17 protein-coding genes are annotated in these 15,768 nt (G+C 69.6%); 10 read left to right on the top strand and 7 right to left on the bottom strand.

The window, feature by feature from the left end; genetic code table 11:
• Nucleotides 1–202: 202 nt before the first annotated feature.
• The gene (gene dksA / locus FV218_RS13965) at nt 203–622 is read right to left on the bottom strand and encodes an RNA polymerase-binding protein DksA (protein ID WP_147710202.1); all 420 of its coding nucleotides are present in this window, start codon (nt 620–622) and stop codon (nt 203–205) included.
• A 194-nt stretch (nt 623–816) separates the two neighbouring features.
• Nucleotides 817–2,181, bottom strand: a complete 1,365-nt coding sequence (locus tag FV218_RS13960) for an MBOAT family O-acyltransferase (RefSeq protein ID WP_147710200.1) — start codon at nt 2,179–2,181, stop codon at nt 817–819.
• Nucleotides 2,182–2,569: 388 nt separating this feature from the next.
• Between FV218_RS13960 and FV218_RS13955 the strand changes: the two genes are divergently transcribed.
• Nucleotides 2,570–2,803 carry a DUF2171 domain-containing protein gene (locus FV218_RS13955; protein ID WP_246685124.1) on the top strand — a complete coding sequence of 78 codons (234 nt, stop codon included), beginning with the start codon at nt 2,570–2,572 and terminating at the stop codon, nt 2,801–2,803.
• A 172-nt stretch (nt 2,804–2,975) separates the two neighbouring features.
• Nucleotides 2,976–3,587: a DUF892 family protein gene (locus tag FV218_RS13950; RefSeq protein ID WP_147710198.1), complete on the top strand. Its 612-nt coding sequence runs from the start codon at nt 2,976–2,978 to the stop codon at nt 3,585–3,587.
• A 94-nt stretch (nt 3,588–3,681) separates the two neighbouring features.
• On the opposite strand, the gene FV218_RS13945 is transcribed toward FV218_RS13950, so the two are convergent.
• The gene (locus FV218_RS13945; RefSeq protein WP_147710196.1) at nt 3,682–4,107 is read right to left on the bottom strand and encodes a flagellar assembly protein FliX; all 426 of its coding nucleotides are present in this window, start codon (nt 4,105–4,107) and stop codon (nt 3,682–3,684) included.
• Nucleotides 4,108–4,424: 317 nt separating this feature from the next.
• Here FV218_RS13945 and FV218_RS13940 point away from each other — a divergent pair, with 317 nt between their 5' ends.
• Genes FV218_RS13940 through FV218_RS13930 form a run of 3 tightly spaced genes read left to right on the top strand, consistent with a single transcriptional unit; the run spans nt 4,425 to nt 6,472 of the window.
• Nucleotides 4,425–5,588 (top strand): flagellar basal body P-ring protein FlgI, encoded by a 1,164-nt coding sequence (locus FV218_RS13940; RefSeq protein WP_246685123.1) that lies wholly within the window; start codon nt 4,425–4,427, stop codon nt 5,586–5,588.
• Between the two features lie 34 nt (nt 5,589–5,622).
• Nucleotides 5,623–6,003, top strand: coding sequence for a rod-binding protein (locus FV218_RS13935; RefSeq protein ID WP_056093164.1), 381 nt, complete (start codon nt 5,623–5,625; stop codon nt 6,001–6,003).
• A complete protein-coding gene (locus tag FV218_RS13930) occupies nt 5,987–6,472 on the top strand; it encodes a hypothetical protein (protein ID WP_147710192.1) in 486 nt (161 codons plus the stop codon). Before FV218_RS13935 ends, FV218_RS13930 begins: the two co-directional genes overlap by 17 nt.
• Before the next feature lie 4 nt (nt 6,473–6,476).
• On the opposite strand, the gene FV218_RS13925 is transcribed toward FV218_RS13930, so the two are convergent.
• On the bottom strand, nt 6,477–6,806 hold the full coding sequence (locus tag FV218_RS13925; RefSeq protein WP_147710190.1) for a porin: 330 nt from the start codon (nt 6,804–6,806) through the stop codon (nt 6,477–6,479).
• A gap of 112 nt (nt 6,807–6,918) precedes the next feature.
• Between FV218_RS13925 and FV218_RS13920 the strand changes: the two genes are divergently transcribed.
• Together FV218_RS13920 and FV218_RS13915 are read left to right on the top strand one after the other, a co-directional pair.
• On the top strand, nt 6,919–7,386 hold the full coding sequence (locus FV218_RS13920; RefSeq protein WP_056093173.1) for a BLUF domain-containing protein: 468 nt from the start codon (nt 6,919–6,921) through the stop codon (nt 7,384–7,386).
• Between the two features lie 130 nt (nt 7,387–7,516).
• Nucleotides 7,517–7,969 carry a response regulator gene (locus FV218_RS13915; RefSeq protein ID WP_056093176.1) on the top strand — a complete coding sequence of 151 codons (453 nt, stop codon included), beginning with the start codon at nt 7,517–7,519 and terminating at the stop codon, nt 7,967–7,969.
• A 59-nt stretch (nt 7,970–8,028) separates the two neighbouring features.
• On the opposite strand, the gene FV218_RS13910 is transcribed toward FV218_RS13915, so the two are convergent.
• Nucleotides 8,029–8,820, bottom strand: coding sequence for a DUF2189 domain-containing protein (locus tag FV218_RS13910; RefSeq protein ID WP_147710188.1), 792 nt, complete (start codon nt 8,818–8,820; stop codon nt 8,029–8,031).
• 901 nt (nt 8,821–9,721) lie between these two features.
• Between FV218_RS13910 and FV218_RS13900 the strand changes: the two genes are divergently transcribed.
• From FV218_RS13900 to FV218_RS13890, 3 genes are all read left to right on the top strand, one after another.
• Nucleotides 9,722–11,305 carry a cryptochrome/photolyase family protein gene (locus tag FV218_RS13900; protein WP_147710186.1) on the top strand — a complete coding sequence of 528 codons (1,584 nt, stop codon included), beginning with the start codon at nt 9,722–9,724 and terminating at the stop codon, nt 11,303–11,305.
• A 59-nt stretch (nt 11,306–11,364) separates the two neighbouring features.
• Nucleotides 11,365–12,450, top strand: coding sequence for a spore photoproduct lyase family protein (locus FV218_RS13895; protein ID WP_246685122.1), 1,086 nt, complete (start codon nt 11,365–11,367; stop codon nt 12,448–12,450).
• A gap of 649 nt (nt 12,451–13,099) precedes the next feature.
• Nucleotides 13,100–13,342 (top strand): hypothetical protein, encoded by a 243-nt coding sequence (locus tag FV218_RS13890; RefSeq protein ID WP_187273061.1) that lies wholly within the window; start codon nt 13,100–13,102, stop codon nt 13,340–13,342.
• Nucleotides 13,343–13,358: 16 nt separating this feature from the next.
• On the opposite strand, the gene FV218_RS13885 is transcribed toward FV218_RS13890, so the two are convergent.
• Nucleotides 13,359–14,978: a peptide chain release factor 3 gene (locus FV218_RS13885; RefSeq protein ID WP_147710183.1), complete on the bottom strand. Its 1,620-nt coding sequence runs from the start codon at nt 14,976–14,978 to the stop codon at nt 13,359–13,361.
• A gap of 115 nt (nt 14,979–15,093) precedes the next feature.
• Nucleotides 15,094–15,768, bottom strand: a 675-nt coding sequence (locus tag FV218_RS13880; protein WP_147710181.1) for an SDR family oxidoreductase, incomplete at its 5' end; no start/stop codon positions are given.

The following is a 15,768-nucleotide window of genomic DNA, read 5'->3' as shown; positions in this document are numbered from 1 at the left end:
CCGGACGATTCTGTTATCGTCGGGAAGCCGGCTGGAAGTCCTAAGGTTCCACCGCCCCTGCGTCGGGCTTCGTCAAGTCACCGGATTGCGTCGAGGAAGTGATCGCGTTGCGCCCAATCGAAAGGGATCTCACGCAGCGCCAAGTGTTTGATGGGGACTGAATTCCGGCGGCGCGCCGCCTTCGGCCGCGTCCGACGAAAGCTTAATCGTCGCGGTAGACCCGCTCGCGGCGCTCGTGCCGTTCCTGGGCCTCCAGGGACAGGGTGGCGATGGGACGGGCGTCGAGGCGCTTCAGGGAGATCGGCTCGCCCGTCTCCTCGCAATAGCCGTAGGAGCGGTCCTCGATGCGGGCCAGGGCGGCGTCGATCTTGCCGGTGAGCTTGCGCTGGCGGTCGCGGGCGCGCAGCTCGATGGCGCGGTCGGTTTCCGACGAGGCGCGGTCGGCGAGATCGGGATGGTTCTCATTCTCGCTCTGGAGGGCGACGAGGGTGTCCTGCGCCTCGCGCAAGATGTCGGATTTCCAGCCCAAGAGTTTCCGGCGGAAGTACTCGCGCTGCCGATCATTCATGAAAGGCTCGCTCTCGCTCGGTACGTAGCCGTCCTCGAGTTTGATCTTCGCCATTCGCGCCCCTCGCAAGTCCGTCGCGGTCAGTCTGCGGCGATATTTTGCGTGGCTATAATGCAGGGAACGGTCCACGACAACGCGCGGAGACCACAGGGAGGCAGGATCGTAACAGATGGAGCGTGCGCTGCGGCAAACACGCAACGGCTGTAGGGCGTGCCGGCGCCTCCCAGCTAAGGGTCCGGGCGGTCGGATCAGAACTGAAAGTAGATGAAGGCGTAGTTCGCGTCCTCGCCGATCCGCAGCAGCAGGGCGACGAACAGCAGGCCGAAGCCGAGGGCCGCGAGGCGGCCGGGCGGCGTGCGCTGCACGACGGTCCAGGCCGTGGGGCCGAGGCAGGCGAGGGCCGCGGCCGGCGCCAGGGTGCGCCAGGACAGCCCGGCGCCCAGGGGCGCCTGTCCGACGAGACCGCCGAGGATCCGGAGCGCCGTCGGGAGATCGGGGGCGCGGAACAGCACCCAGGTCATGGCGACGAAGCCGAAGGTGAGGCACCAGCCGAGGGCCGCCGGCATGGCGAGCCCCGCCCGCCGCCACAGCAGGCCGAGGCCGAGGCCGAGGCCGTGGGCGGCGCCCCAGGCCACGAAGGTGAGGCCGGCGCCGTGCCACAGGCCGCCAAGGGTCATGGTGGCGCCGAGGGCGAGGAGCTGGCGGGCGAGGCCGCGGCGGTTGCCGCCCAAGGGAACGTAGAGGTAGTCGCGCAGGAAGCGCGACAGGGTCATGTGCCAGCGCCGCCAGAACTCCCGCAGGGAGGTGGCCCGATACGGACGGTCGAAGTTCGGCGGCAGGACGATCCCGAACATCAGGCCGAGCCCCAGGGCCATGTCGGTGTAGCCGGAGAAGTCGAAGTAGATCTGGAAGGTGAAGCCGAGCGCCGCCTGCCAGGCCTGTGCCACGGTCACGGTGGCGCCGGACGCCGCCAGTTCGAAGACCGGATTGACGATCCCCGCGAGGGGATCGCCGAAGAACACCTTCTTCGTCAGCCCGAGGCAGAGCAGCATCAGCCCCTGCCCGACGCGCTCGGGCGCGACGGGCGCGCGCTCGGCGAACTGGTGCATCACCTCGCGCCAGCGCACGAGGGGCCCGGCGAGCACCTGCGGGAAGAACGCGATGTAGAGGGCATAGGCCCTGAGGCCGAAGGCGGGGGCCCGGCCGGCCCGGAGGTCGGCGAGATACATGCAGTGGTGGAAGGTGAAGAACGAGATGCCGAGCGGCAGGGCGAGGCCGGCATGGCCGAGGTCCACCCCGGGAATCCAGGCGACGAGGTCGGCGAGGAAATCGAGGTACTTGAAGACCGCCAGGGCCGCGAGGTTCAGCGCGATGGCGAGGGGGATCAGGCCGTGCGGGCGCTTCCGGAGATAGGCCCGGGCGACCAGCCAGTTCGCCAGGATGGACACGGCCAGCAACGGGACGAAGCGCGGGTCCCACCAGCCGTAGAACACGAACGACAGGAGAAGCAGGCAGTCGGGCCGCGCGGCCGGGCGCCACCGCAGCACCACGGCGTGGAGCGCGAGAGCGACGGGCAGGAATCCCAGCAGGAAGACGATGGAGTTGAACAGCATGTGCGCCGGCCCACGGGTGCGACGGATCGCAGCCCGTCCGCGTGTCCGGGTTCAGGGATGGTGCGGCTTGTCGGGGATCGACGCGGGGGCGTCAACGGCAGGCCCCGCCGGGATCTCGTTTCAAGCCCCGCCGGGGTCCCGTTTCAAGCCCCGCCGGGGATATCGATTCAAGCCCCGCCGGGGATCTCGATTCAGGCCCCGCCCGGGATGCCGATTCAGGTCGGGCCGGGATCTTGTTCAAGCCTGCCGGACACATCGGTTCAACCCCCGCCGGGGAACGCGGCCATGCCATCCTGCGACAGAATCCGCCCATCCCCCGTCATCCGCCGGCGGCCAGGAACCATGCCCGATGGGCCACGTTGGGCTCGGCTGAAACAGAGTGGTGATCATGAACACCGAAGACATTCGCGAGCACATGCCCGTCATCGGATCGGATGATGTCCACGTCGGAACCGTCGATCATCTTGAGGGACAGCGTATCAAGATGACGAAGACTGACGAAGATGCGGGCGGTAAGCACCATTATCTTCACATCGATTCCATCGCATCGGTCGCGGACGGGCGCATCACGCTCAATCGCACGGCGGCGCAGGCGAAGGACGAGTGGGCTACGGCCGACTGAGTTTCCCTCGTCTTTCGGTGATACCCACGAAGGATCGCACTGATCTCTAAAACTCGGTAGCAAGCTTGTGTCTTGTCGTGCTCTGGTGCGACGAGCCGGCATTCCCTTCGCCGGAGGGCAGGTCAGATCCGGCGCCGCAATCCATCGTTCCAACCTCAGAGAGACCTAACCCATGGCCGCCAAGCAGAAGACCCTCGCGGACGCCTTCTACGAGACCCTGAAGGACGTGTACTACGCCGAGAAGCAGTCCGTCCGCGCCCTCAAGAAGTCCGCCAAGGCGGCGGAGAACGACGAGCTTCGCCAGGCCTTCACCGCGCATGCGGAGGAGAGCGCCCATCAGGTCGAGCGGCTCGGCCAGGTGTTCGAGATCATCGGCAAGCCGGCCCGTTCCAAGACCTGCGAGGCGATGCAGGGCATCACCTCGGAGATGGAAGAGGATCTCGAGGATTTCGGCGACAGCCCTGCCGCCGACGCCGTGCTCATCGGCTGCGCCCAGGCGGTGGAGCATTACGAGATCGCCCGCTACGGCACCCTGAAGACCTGGGCACGCCAGCTCGGCCACGAGGACGCGGCCAAGCTCCTCGAAGAGACCCTCGAAGAGGAAAAGAAGACCGACGCGCTCCTGAGCGAGATCGCCGAGCGGATCAACACGCAGGGCTCGGAGACGGATGCGGCCGACGGCGACGCGCCGCGCGGCAAGGCGGCGAAGGGCAAGGCCAAGACCGACGAGGCGGATGACCTGGAAGAGCCGGCCAAGGGCACGAAGGCGAAGACTAAGGGCTGATCTCGGTTCGCAGCACGACGCGACGCGCCCTCAGGCCCTACCCGATCCGCGAGGATCGGGTAGGGCCCTCGTGTGTCTGCGGGCGTCGCGGGGTTCAGGCGGCGCGGGAGACCGAAAGCTTGGCGAGCTCCACCGCCGCCCGCAACTCGATGTCGGCGATGAGGCCGTCGAGGCGGGGGTCGCCGCTGTCGCCGCTCCGCTGCGACAGGCGTCCGGCGATGGCCTGGAGGTCCCGGGTCGAGACCCGGCCCATGATGAGGGAGGCCTTCAGGCGGTCGAGGCCGTCGAGGAGGTCGTGACCGCGCCGGGTCGCACGGCGGCGGCGCTCCTCGGGCGTGTCGGCGTTGGTCTGGAGGGTGAGGATGGCGTCGAGGCCGGCGAGCGACGCGGCCGGTGTCGCGGCGGCGCTCGTGGTCGTGGCCGGGGCCTGTCCGAGGGCGAAGGCCGGGCCCCCCTCCGGGCGGCGCGGCGCGGCGGCCGCACCCGTGGGCGCGGCGGCGAAGCGGGGGTCGATGCGCATGGTGGGACGACCGTTCCAAACCCGCGCGGCCCCCTCGTCCGCCCCGGACCCGCGCGGCACCGGAGGGCGGCCGATCCGGTCCCCGCGAAGCGGGAACCCAGGATCGGTGCGAGACGGCAGAATCCGGCCGGGATGGTTAAACATCCGTGAACATCCCGGCAGAACCTGCCGGGTCGACACGGAGCGTGCCGGGTCGGATCGATGGCGTGCGCCGCAGGTCTTGGAATAATTCGTTCAATTCCAAGGGTTTACAGAAACCCCATGGTTGGCACGCTCCTGGCACGATGGGGGAACTCGACCCCTCATCGAAGCGCACCATGCGAATTCAGATGCCCTCCTCGACGTTTCGGCCTGCCTGGCGGTCGCCTCGCCGCCTCGCCCGGTGCCTCCTGGCCCTGGCCTGCGCCCTGACGCTGGCGGTCCCGGAGCGGGCCTTCGCCCTGTCGCGGGTGAAGGACATGGCGAGCATCGAGGGCGTGCGCCAGAACCAGCTCGTCGGCTACGGCATCGTGGTGGGCCTCAACGGCACCGGCGATACCCTGAACAACATCCCGTTCACCAAGCAGTCGCTCCAGGCCATGCTGGAGCGCCTCGGTGTCAACACCCGCGGCGCCACCATGCGGACCCAGAATCTCGCCGCCGTGATGGTGACGGCGAGCCTGCCGCCCTTCGCCACGCAGGGCAACCGCATCGACATCACCGTGTCGTCGCTCGGTGACGCCAAATCCCTCCAGGGCGGGACCCTGCTGGTGACGCCCCTGCTCGGCGCCGACGGCGAGGTCTACGCCCTGGCCCAGGGGTCGGTGGCCATCGCGGGCTTCTCGGCCGAGGGCGACGCCGCCAAGATCACCCGGGGCGTGCCCACCAACGGGCGCGTGCCCAACGGCGCGATGATCGAGCGCGAGATGGCGTTCAAGATGAACGACATGCGCTCCCTGCGCCTGTCCCTGCGCAACCCCGACTTCACCACCTCGAAGCGGATCGCGGCCGCCATCAACGACTTCATGGGCGCCGACACCGCCGAGCCGACGGACCCCGCCACCGTCACCCTGCAGATCCCGCCGAAGTACAACGGCAACATGATCCGCCTCGTCACCGAGATCGAGCAGCTCAAGGTCGAACCCGACCAGACCGCGCGGGTCATCGTCGACGAGCGCTCGGGCATCATCGTCATGGGCCGGGACGTCCGGGTCTCCACGGTGGCCATCGCGCAGGGCAACCTGACCGTGACCATCACCGAGCAGCCGCAGGTGAGCCAGCCCGCCCCCTTCTCCAACGGTCAGACCACGGTAGTTCCGCGCACCGGCGTGAAGGTCGATACCGGCGAGGGCAACAAGCTCGCCCTGGTCAAGGAGGGCGTGACCCTGCGCGAGCTCGTGGACGGGCTCAACGCGCTCGGCGTCGGCCCCCGCGATCTCATCTCGATCCTCCAGGCGATCAAGGCCTCGGGCGCCCTCCAGGCCGATATCGAGGTGATGTGATGCTCCCCCCCTCCCCCAGCCCGAGAGGTTGACCATGCTGTTCGCTCCCCTCGCCGCCTCCGCCGCCCTCGGCGTCGGCAAGGCCATCGTCGGCGACATCGCCAAGACCGTGGCGGGTGCGTCGAAGACCGCCGCCGCCACCGCGGCCCCGAAGAGCGCCGCCGAGGCGAAGGCGCGCAAGGCCTCGAACGAGTTCGAGACCATGTTCCTCGAGCAGAGCCTCGACCGGCTGGCCCAGTCCGAGGGCACCGAAGGGCCCCTTGGCGACAACGGCACCGGCGGCGGCGTCTACCGCTCCATGCTCACCAAGGAATATGCCGGCCAGATCGTCAAGAGCGGCGGCGTCGGCATCGGCGATCAGGTTTTTCGCGAGATGATGAAGATGCAGGAGGGCAGCCATGGCGGCGTCAACTGAGAGCCCCTTGCGCATCGTCGACCGGGCCGGGGCCGGGGCCCTCGTCGCCCGGGTGATGGAGAGCCTCCAGGCCCTGGAGGGCGTGCTGGCCCGGGAGAGCGATCACATCCGCGTCGGGCGCCTGCGCGAGGGCCTGGCCGAGGCCGAGCACAAGACCGGCCTGTCCGCGGCCTACCTCCAGGGCCTTGAGACCATCAAGGCCAACGCCATCGCCCTGGCGCGCTTCGCCCCCGAGGGCCTCGAAGCCCTCAAGGCGGCCCATCGGCGCTTCACGGCGGTGGTCGAGGCCAACCAGATGGTGCTCGCCACCGCCCGCGCCGTCTCGGAGGGGCTGGTGAAGTCCCTCGCCGAGGAAGTCGGCCGCGCCCGCGCGTCGACCATCTACGGCCGCCCGGCGCACGCCCCCTCCCCCTACGCCCGTCCCGGCATGGGCGCCGGCCAGTCCCTGGTGCTGTCGCGCAGCCTGTGAGGGGTCAGGGCCGGCCGGTCCCCATGCGCACGAAGGCGCGGACGGGGCCGTAATCCGTGGTGGTGCGGGTGTCGACGGACAGGCGGCCCAGGGACAATGGCGCGGGGTTCCGCCGCTCCGCCGCGGGTCCGGCTGCAAGTCCGGCTGCGACCCGCCCGGACAGGCGCAGGCAGGTGGTGGTGCCCGGCACCCGGACGAAGCCGGCGCCCTGCGACGGGCACGGCCGGACTTCCCCGGCGGGCGCGACCGCCCGGTCGCGGGCCGAGACCGGTCCGGCGAGGCCGATCCCCAGTCCGAGGACGACGCGGAACCCTGTGGCCGACGATCCCGGCATGAAATCCCCCCGAACGGGTCGCAGGATGAACGGTGTCCGCGCCCCCGGGTCTTTACGCCCCGTTATCTCACTTCTGTCTAGGCTCGGGGCGCGGACATCACGGGCCACGATCATGCGCGCCAAGCGGACGACTCTCGTCCACCTCATCTACTTCTCCCGGCTCAACCTCGCGGCCGATGCGCCGACGCGCGCCCGTCAGCTCAACGAGATCACCCGGCACGCGCAGAAGAAGAACGAGTTCTCCGTCATCACCAGCTTCCTCGTGGTCGAGCAGAACGTCGCCGCCCAGATCATCGAGGGCGAGCGCACCTCGGTCAACGACACCTTCAACCGGATCGCCGCCGATTCGCGCCACCGCGACGTGCAGATCGTGGAGTGGCGCGAGATCGTGAAGCGGGAATTCGTGCACTCGTTCTCCACGGGCGTCCGCGGCCCTGCCAACGACGCCATCTTCCTGAAGGCCAACCTGATGCCGATGTTCCAGCGCGGAACGCCGAAGGCCGGCGGCATCCACGCGCTGGCCATGCAACTGCAGACGGAATCCATGTCGAAGCAGGGGATCGATCACCTGTTCGTCTGAGCGCCTCCCACGAAACGCCCGTCGCACCCGCGTGCCCGGAGCGCGCAGCAGCGGTGACCGGGTGTTTCGCGAGAGACGCCGATCCCCATCCGGACGACCTGTCGCCGCCACGGCCTGAGACCCACGATTCATGAGCGAGACGCCTCCGATCCTCATCGTCGACGACCAGGACAAGCTCCTGAAGCTCGTCGTCCTGCTGATGAACCGCCTCGGGTTCCCGGATGTGGACGGCGTCAACGACGGGGCCACCGCCCTGGAGCGCCTGCGCAGCCGCAAGTACGCCCTGGTGATCTCCGATCTCGACATGGAGCCCATGGACGGCCTGTCCCTGCTGCGCGAGATCCGCGCCGACGATGCCCTGATGAACACGCCCTTCATCCTGACCGAGGCCTCGTTCGACTTCGAGGACATCAACCTCGCCCACCAGGCCGGCGCCGACGCCTTCATCCTGAAGCCGTTCGACATGTCGGTGCTGAAATCGAAGCTGAAGCAGGTCATCAACCGCAAGCCGCGCCGGCGCGAGGCGCCCCTGGCCGCCGAATCGGCGCTCAGCGTCGATTTCCCCATGCTGGGCAAATTCTGAACTCGGCGCGTTCTGACGGACGGCTTCCGGCTTGAAGGCCGCTCCGGGACGGGACGCCGTCAGGCCGCCACGAGGCGGCGGTAGAGGTGCCAGGTGGCGTGCCCGAGGATCGGCATGACCACGGCAAGGCCGATGAAGAGCGGCAGGGAGCCCATCACCAGCAGTCCGGCAACGACGAAGCCCCAGGCCACCAGGGTGCGCGGATTGCGCCGGAAGGCCGCAAGCGAGGTCTCGACGGCGGTCAGGGCATCGACGCGCCGGTCCACCACCATGGGCACCGAGACGAGGCTGACGGCCAGCACCAGCACCGAGAACGCGAAGCCCACGAGGTTGCCGAGGACGATCAGCGCCCAGCCGCGCGGGGTCGTGAGGATGTCGGCGACGAAGCCCAGCACCGTATCGGGCTGCGCCGCGCCGTAGAGCGCCCAGTACAGGCCCTGCGCGGCGATGAGCCAGGCGACGAAGATCACCGCCAGGACGAGGCCGAGGATACCGAGGGCGAAGGCCGAGTGCCGACCCAGGCTGGTGAAGGCGCGGCGCCCGTCCGTGGCGAGGCCGGCCGCGCGGCGGCGGCTGAGTTCGTACAGGCCGACCGCCGCGAACGGTCCGATGAGGGCGAAGCCCGCCGCCAGGGGAAACAGCATCGGCAGGACGTTGTTGCCGAAGGTGAGTCCGGCGAGGAACACCCCCGCCAGGGGATAGATCAGGCCGAGGAAGAAGACGTGGCTCGGCATGGCGAGGAAATCGTCCAGGCCGTGCCGGAGCGAGGTCTTGAGATCCGCGAGGCCGATCTCACGGATCGCAGGATGGGTCGCGTCGCGCCCATGCGTGAATGTCTGAAGGGTCGCCATGGCTGTTCGCCCTCGATCGGGGTGACGCTCGCGACCGTCCACAGGCGAGACACACGAACCACGCTCGCAGATGTCGAGAGCAGATGGCCGGTAGACTACACCCGGAGCGGCGAGTTGTCCGCCCCATTCGATGGACGGAAACTTGGCTGGACAGACGAGGCGGGCTGAATATTTGGGGAAGGGTCCGACCACGCCGCCGACCCGTCCGGCTTTCCGTCTTCCCCATCGGCCGTGAACGATACGGCCGGGCCCCACCCGTCCGCGTCGGCCAACAGCTTGCCCCACCCGCCCGATGGCCATTTTCGAACGCCATCGCGACCCGGCAGGAATCGCGACGGGCTCCCTTTCCTTCCAGGCAGGGTGATCGCGGATGATGGTCGCGGTCTGAAACCGCCGCCGAAGGGCGTCGTCGAAGAAGCAGAGTTTCCGGTGCGCATCCCCTCGCCCCGCCTGCGGGGAGAGGGACGCGTCTCCCCCCTGCCGGGGAGCGCGTCGAGGCGGCAGCCGACGGTGAGGGGGTGCGTCCGGATGAGGCTCCTCCGACGAAGCCCCCTCACCGTCGCTGCGGCTTCGCCTTCGCTCGCCGCAGGCACGACGGGGTGCCTGCGCCCCTCTCCCCGCAGGCGGGGAGAGGGACATGCGCGCAGACGCTCTGCGCGAACGGGCAAGGGCTGACGTACACGCAAGCGCCCATCTGCGATCGCCCTCCAAGAGAGCGGACCGACGCCGCCCGCGGGATGCGTGAGGACGGTCGCCTCGTCGGTCCGGAAGAATGCGGCGGTGGCCCCGATGGGCGCGCTGTCGCGGTCTCGCTGCGCGGCCAAGTGCGACCTTTCGGGGCGATCCCGAACGAACGGGGAACGTTACAGACAGAAAACATCCCGTGCGAGACCCGTTGCCCATGTCCGCCCTTCCCTCGTCCGCCCCCGGCCCGTCCGTTCTCCGCTTCGTCCTCGGCGACCAGCTGACCCGCACCCTTCCGACCCTCGACGGCCTCGATCCCGCGACCGACACGGTGCTGATGGTCGAGGTGATGGAGGAAGCGACCTACGTTCCGCACCACAAGCAGAAGATCACCCTGATCCTCTCGGCCATGCGCCACTTCGCCGAAGACCTGCGCGCCGAGGGCATCCGGGTCGACTACGTCGCCCTCGACGACCCCGACAACACCGGGTCGTTCACGGGCGAACTGGAACGCGCCGCCCGCCGGCACCTGCCCGACGCCATCGTGGTCACGGAGCCCGGGGAAGCGCGGGTCCTGGCCGCCATGGACGGCTGGCGGACCCGTCTCAACGTCCCCGTCGAGATCAGGCCCGACACCCGGTTCTACTGCTCCCGCGCGGACTTCGCCGCCTGGGCCGGGGGCAAGGCGAGCTACCGCATGGAAACCTTCTACCACGCCATGCGCACCCGGACCGGCCTGCTCATGGAGGACGGGGCGCCGGTGGGCGGCCGCTGGAACTTCGACGCCGACAACCGCAAGCCGTGGCCGGCCGACCGGGCTCCGCCGCAGCGCCTGCGCTTCGCGCCGGACGCGACCACCCGGGCGGTCATGGCCCTGGTGGCCGCCCGCTTCGCCGGACATTTCGGCGATCTCGACGGCTTCACCTGGGGCGTGACCCGCGCCGACGCCCTGGCGGCCCTCGAGGATTTCGCCACGGCCTGCCTTCCGGCCTTCGGGGACTACCAGGATGCCATGCGGTCGGGAGAGCCGTTCCTCTACCACGCCACCCTGTCGCCCTACCTCAACGCCGGCTTGCTGACCGCCCGCGAGGTGGTCGACCGGGCCATGGCCGAGTACCGGGCGGGGCGGGTGCCGCTCAACGCCATCGAGGGCTTCGTGCGCCAGATCCTCGGCTGGCGCGAGTTCGTCCGCGGGGTCTACTGGCTGCGCATGCCGGACTACGCCGACGGCAACGCCCTCGGGGCGGAGCGCGGGCTGCCGACCTTCTACTGGACCGGCGAGACGGGGATGAACTGCCTGCATCAGGCGATCGAGGACACCCGGCGCCACGCCTACGCGCACCACATCAACCGGCTGATGATCACCGGGAACTTCGCCCTCCTCGCCGGCATCCGTCCCGCCGAGATCGAGGAATGGTACCTCGTGGTCTATGCCGATGCCTACGAATGGGTCGAGCTGCCGAACGTCCACGGCATGGCGCTCTTCGCCGATGGCGGGGTGATGTCGTCGAAACCCTATGCGGCGGGCGGCGCCTACATCGATCGGATGTCGAACTACTGCGACGGCTGCGCCTACAGCCCCAAGATCAAGACCGGCCCCAAGGCCTGTCCGTTCAACTACCTGTACTGGGCGTTCCTGATCCGCAACGCCGACACCCTGTCGCGGAACCAGCGCATGGCGATGCCCTACCGGACCCTCGCGGCGTGGGACGGGACACGCCGGGCCGCCCTGGTGGCAGAGGCCGACCGCTTCCTCGACGGGCTGGCGACGGGCTACCCCGCGGGGCCGGGGCACGGCTGATCGCCGCTGCACGGAACCGGGATCGGCCGGGTCTCTTGTCGAAGATCATGCCCACACCCATGCCTGATTCGCCGGCGCCTCCCGCCGCTTCCCGCCTGTGGCGGCCCAACACCGTCCTCATCACCCGCGCGGCGCGGGGTTTCCCGCACGGGCGGGCCATCGCCGAGCGGGCCGCCGCCCTCGGGGCCGATGTGGTCGAACTGGCCGGTGACCGGCTCGCCAATCCGAAGCACGACGACCCGCGCGCCGCCTACCGCGCGGCCAAGGGAACCCTGGCGGTGGTGGTCGCTCCCCCGAGCAAGCGCCGGCTGCAGCCGATCCCGCCCTCCGCCGACTGGCGGTTCGACCTCGCCGAGGGCTGCCACGCCCATTGCCAGTACTGCTACCTCGCCGGTTCGCTGGGCGGTCCGCCGATCACGCGGGTCTACGCCAACGTGGACGAGATCCTCGCGGGCCTGCCGGCCCATCTCGGCACCGGCCAGGTCACCTCGGCCTCCCCCGCGCGGGCGCACGAGGGCACCACCTTCGAGGGGTCGTGCTATGCCGATCCCCTCGGCATCGAACACGTCACCGGCAGCTTGGCGGAAGCGGTGCGCTTCTTCGGGCGTTGGGATGCCCCGGTCCAGCTCCGGTTCACCAGCAAGTTCGGCAATGCCGCGCCGCTGATCGGCCTGCCGCACGGACGGCGGGTCCGGGTGCGCATGTCGGTGAACGCGCCGGCCCTGATCCGCTACGAGGGCGGCACCAGCCCGCTCCAGGCCCGCCTCGATGCCCTCGGGGCCCTGGCCCGCGTCGGCTACCGGATCGGGCTCACGGTGGCCCCGATCCAGGCGTTCCCCGACTGGCCGGTGGGCTACGACGACCTGTTCGCCCGAACCGCCGCCGTCCTCGCGGACATCCCCGACCTCGACCTCACGGTGGAGCTCATCACCCACCGGTTCACGCCCGCCTCGAAGACCGTCCTGCGGGATTGGTATCCGGGCAGCGACCTCGACCTCGACGAGCAGGCCCGCTCGCGAAAACTCACCAAGTTCGGCTCGACCAAGTTCGTCTATCCCGCCGAGACCATGCGCCAGTTGCGGACATCCCTCACCGGCCTGGTGGAGCGGCACCTGCCCATGGCCCGCCTGCTGTACTGGACGTGATCGGGCCGTCGATCTTGCGGAACGATGGTCGTACCGGGTGGTCGCGCTCCCGGACGGTCCGCATTCCACCGCCGAATGCGGCGCGCGAAGCCCCCGCCCCCTTTCGAGAACGCCATATCACGGAAACAGACAGTGAACGCTTAGGTCTCCGCAGCTTTCAGGAACCGGACGACCGCCCCATGGCCCGCTACTTTACTGGCAGAGCGCGTTCCTCTCCCCAGCGGACCTCGGGCTTGCCCGAGATCCGTCGAGCTTGCGGGGAGAGGTTAGGAGTGGGGGTGGTTGGGTGACCCTCGGGGTTCGGAGGCCAGCGGAGCCACCCCCACCTCCAACTCCTCCCCGCAAGGGGGAGGAGAGCCGCGTCGCGCTGACAATGTGTGAATCCGGTAGCCTTCCGGGGGGGGGAGCCCCGATGCGCCTCCCGCATCCGGATGCCTGCCGCTGCACGGAATCGGCCCGTTCGCACTTGTGTGAATCCGGTAGCCCCGACGGTGCGGGTTTGCGGAGCGGTGGAGGATCGTCGTCGGCGGGTTCGCAGGCCATGTCGAACGCGGCAAACTGAGCGTCTGTCGCTCGAGACACGCCCGCTGCGGCATCATGCAGCCGGGCTCGCAGCGAACCCAGGATCGCATCGGCCGGTTGGGGTGCCATGAGCCAGCCGACACCCGACTCCGACCCGCAGATCGTCGACGCCCGCCGTCGCGAGATGGCCATCGAACATCTGCTGTTCGGCACCCTGCGCTTCCTCGCGCAGCGCCATCCCGAACTGCTCGACGACCTCGACGCCAGCGTCGACCATCTCTGGGACAAGGGCCCGGACGCGGAGCGCGACGACGAGGCCGTGCGCCACGTCGCGCGCCGCTTCATCGGGAGCCTGCGGGCCGAGCGCTAGGACAGCGTCCAGCGCGTCAGGCGGCGCGCTTCTGGTAATCCTTGATGTCGGTGAACCGCACGGCCGGCGCCCGCTCCTCCTCGTAGCGCAGGGAGAAGGCGGTGGTGGCCATGAACACCGGCGCGCCGTCGAGGTCGCTCGCCATGGCCGAGCCGTGGGTGCCGATGAATTTGTCGAGGTCGGTCTCCGCGTCGGATTCGATCCAGCGGCAGATGGAGAACCGGGTCGGCTCGTAGTCGATGGGCAGGCCGTACTCGGCCTGGAGCCGCTCCTTCAGCACGTCGAGCTGGAGGGCGCCGACCACCCCGACGATGGCCTGGGAGCCGTCATGGGGCCGGAACACCTGGACCACGCCCTCCTCGCCCATCTGCTGCAGGGCCTCGCGCAGCTTCTTCGCCTTCATGGCGTCGGTGAGCTTGATCCGGCGCAGGATCTCGGGGGCGAAGCTCGGCACCCCGCGGAACACGATCTCCTCGCCCTCCGTCAGGGTGTCGCCGATGCGCAGGGTCCCGTGGTTCGGGATGCCGACGACGTCGCCCGCGAACGCCTCGTCCGCGATGGCGCGGTCCTGGGCGAAGAAGAATTGCGGGGCCGAGAGCGACATGGGTTTCCCCGTGCGCACGAGCTTGGCCTTCATCCCCCGGCTGAGCCGCCCCGAGCACACCCGCATGAAGGCGATGCGATCGCGGTGGTTCGGGTCCATGTTCGCCTGGATCTTGAACACGAAGCCGGTCATCTTCGCCTCCGTCGGCTCGACGAGGCGCTTGTCGGCGTCCTGGCCGCGGGGCGGCGGCGCGAAGCGGGCGAGCCCGTCGATGAGGTCGCGCACGCCGAAGTTGCGGAGCGCGCTGCCGAAGAACACCGGCGTGAGGTGGCCTTCGCGAAACGCCTGCAGGTCGAAGCGCTTGAGGCCGGTCTCGGCGAGCTCCGCCTCCTCGCGCCAGGTCTCGACCTCGCCCTGCTCCGTCAGGAGCTGGTCGAACAGCGGATCGTCGACGCCCGTCACCGCCACGGTGCCGGCATCGTCGGCTGCGTCGAGGCGGCGCACGCGGCCGTTGCCGAGGTCGTAGGTGCCGGCAAAGCTCCGGCCCCGGCCGATGGGCCAGGTGACGGGGGCCACGTCGAGGGCCAGCACCTTCTCGATCTCGTCCAGGAGCTCGAACGGGTCGCGGGCCTCGCGGTCGAGCTTGTTCACGAAGGTGACGATGGGGATGTCGCGGAGCCGACAGACCTCGAACAGCTTTCGCGTGCGCGCCTCGATGCCCTTGGCCGCGTCGATGACCATCACGGCCGAATCGACGGCGGTGAGCGTCCGGTAGGTGTCCTCCGAGAAGTCCTCGTGGCCCGGGGTGTCAAGGAGGTTGAAGACGCAGTCGCCGTACTCGAACGTCATCACCGAGGTGACGACGGAGATGCCGCGCTCCTTCTCGATGCCCATCCAGTCCGAGCGCGTCGAGACGCGGTTGCGCTTGGCCTTGACCTCGCCGGCGAGCTGGATCGCGCCGCCGAACAGCAGCAGCTTCTCCGTGAGCGTGGTCTTGCCGGCATCCGGGTGCGAGATGATCGCGAAGGTTCGCCGCCGGGCGACGGGGTCGCTCTTCGCGTCGGTCGGCTTGGCGTCGGTCTGCATCAGCATGGCGGGCAACGGTGTTCCGGGTCCGCGGCGGGCGGACGATGGTCGCCGGACGGCGACCTGCGCGAGGGGGCTGTGTAGGCGTTTCCGGGGGGAAGCGCAAAGCTGCGGGGTGCCCTCAGCCGCGGCCGATATAGGGCATCTTGGTCGCCAGCACGGTCATGAACTGGACGTTGGCCGAGAGGGGGAGCCCGGCCATGTAGACCACGGCCTGCGCCACGTGGGCGGCGTCCATCACCGGCTCCGGCTTGATGCTGCCGTCGGCCTGCCGCACCCCGTGCGAGAAGCTTTGCGTCATCTCGGTCTCGGCGTTGCCGACGTCGATCTGGCCGCAGGCGATGTCGTGGGCCCGGCCGTCGAGGGACGTGGCGCGGGTCAGGCCCGTCATGGCGTGCTTGGTGGCGGTGTAGGGCGCGGAGTTCGGCCGCGGCACCTGGGCGGCGATGGAGCCGTTGTTGATGATGCGTCCGCCCCGCGGGTCCTGCGCCTTCATCAGCCGGAACGCGCCTTGCGTGCACAGGAAGGCGCCCGTGAGGTTGACGTCGAGGCTCGCCCGCCAGTCGGCCAGCGTCACTTCGTCGACGCGCACCCCCGGCGTGAATACGCCGGCGTTGTTGAACAGCACGTCGAGGCGGCCATACGCGTCCCGCGTCCGCCCGAACAGGGCCGCCACGGCGTCGGGGTCGGCGACGTCGGCCGCGACGGCCAGGGCCTCGCCGCCTCCGGCCCGCACCGCCTCGGCCACGGCCTCGAGCCGGTCCCGCCGCCGCCCGGCCAGCACCACGGCGTACCC

Source organism: Methylobacterium sp. WL69, assembly GCF_008039485.1.
GTDB lineage: Bacteria > Pseudomonadota > Alphaproteobacteria > Rhizobiales > Beijerinckiaceae > Methylobacterium.
Note: the sequence above shows the minus strand (reverse complement) of the source record. Positions and strands in the feature narration are given on the sequence as shown.

What these genes read in the sequence shown, in the direction of transcription:
- dksA (WP_147710202.1), bottom strand. Translation starts at nt 622, where the DNA reads ATGGCGAAGATCAAACTCGAGGACGGCTACGTACCGAGCGAGAGCGAG.
- FV218_RS13960 (WP_147710200.1), bottom strand. Translation starts at nt 2,181, where the DNA reads ATGCTGTTCAACTCCATCGTCTTCCTGCTGGGATTCCTGCCCGTCGCT.
- FV218_RS13955 (WP_246685124.1), top strand. Translation starts at nt 2,570, where the DNA reads ATGAACACCGAAGACATTCGCGAGCACATGCCCGTCATCGGATCGGAT.
- FV218_RS13950 (WP_147710198.1), top strand. Translation starts at nt 2,976, where the DNA reads ATGGCCGCCAAGCAGAAGACCCTCGCGGACGCCTTCTACGAGACCCTG.
- FV218_RS13945 (WP_147710196.1), bottom strand. Translation starts at nt 4,107, where the DNA reads ATGCGCATCGACCCCCGCTTCGCCGCCGCGCCCACGGGTGCGGCCGCC.
- FV218_RS13940 (WP_246685123.1), top strand. Translation starts at nt 4,425, where the DNA reads ATGCGAATTCAGATGCCCTCCTCGACGTTTCGGCCTGCCTGGCGGTCG.
- FV218_RS13935 (WP_056093164.1), top strand. Translation starts at nt 5,623, where the DNA reads ATGCTGTTCGCTCCCCTCGCCGCCTCCGCCGCCCTCGGCGTCGGCAAG.
- FV218_RS13930 (WP_147710192.1), top strand. Translation starts at nt 5,987, where the DNA reads ATGGCGGCGTCAACTGAGAGCCCCTTGCGCATCGTCGACCGGGCCGGG.
- FV218_RS13925 (WP_147710190.1), bottom strand. Translation starts at nt 6,806, where the DNA reads ATGCCGGGATCGTCGGCCACAGGGTTCCGCGTCGTCCTCGGACTGGGG.
- FV218_RS13920 (WP_056093173.1), top strand. Translation starts at nt 6,919, where the DNA reads ATGCGCGCCAAGCGGACGACTCTCGTCCACCTCATCTACTTCTCCCGG.
- FV218_RS13915 (WP_056093176.1), top strand. Translation starts at nt 7,517, where the DNA reads ATGAGCGAGACGCCTCCGATCCTCATCGTCGACGACCAGGACAAGCTC.
- FV218_RS13910 (WP_147710188.1), bottom strand. Translation starts at nt 8,820, where the DNA reads ATGGCGACCCTTCAGACATTCACGCATGGGCGCGACGCGACCCATCCT.
- FV218_RS13900 (WP_147710186.1), top strand. Translation starts at nt 9,722, where the DNA reads ATGTCCGCCCTTCCCTCGTCCGCCCCCGGCCCGTCCGTTCTCCGCTTC.
- FV218_RS13895 (WP_246685122.1), top strand. Translation starts at nt 11,365, where the DNA reads ATGCCTGATTCGCCGGCGCCTCCCGCCGCTTCCCGCCTGTGGCGGCCC.
- FV218_RS13890 (WP_187273061.1), top strand. Translation starts at nt 13,100, where the DNA reads ATGAGCCAGCCGACACCCGACTCCGACCCGCAGATCGTCGACGCCCGC.
- FV218_RS13885 (WP_147710183.1), bottom strand. Translation starts at nt 14,978, where the DNA reads ATGCTGATGCAGACCGACGCCAAGCCGACCGACGCGAAGAGCGACCCC.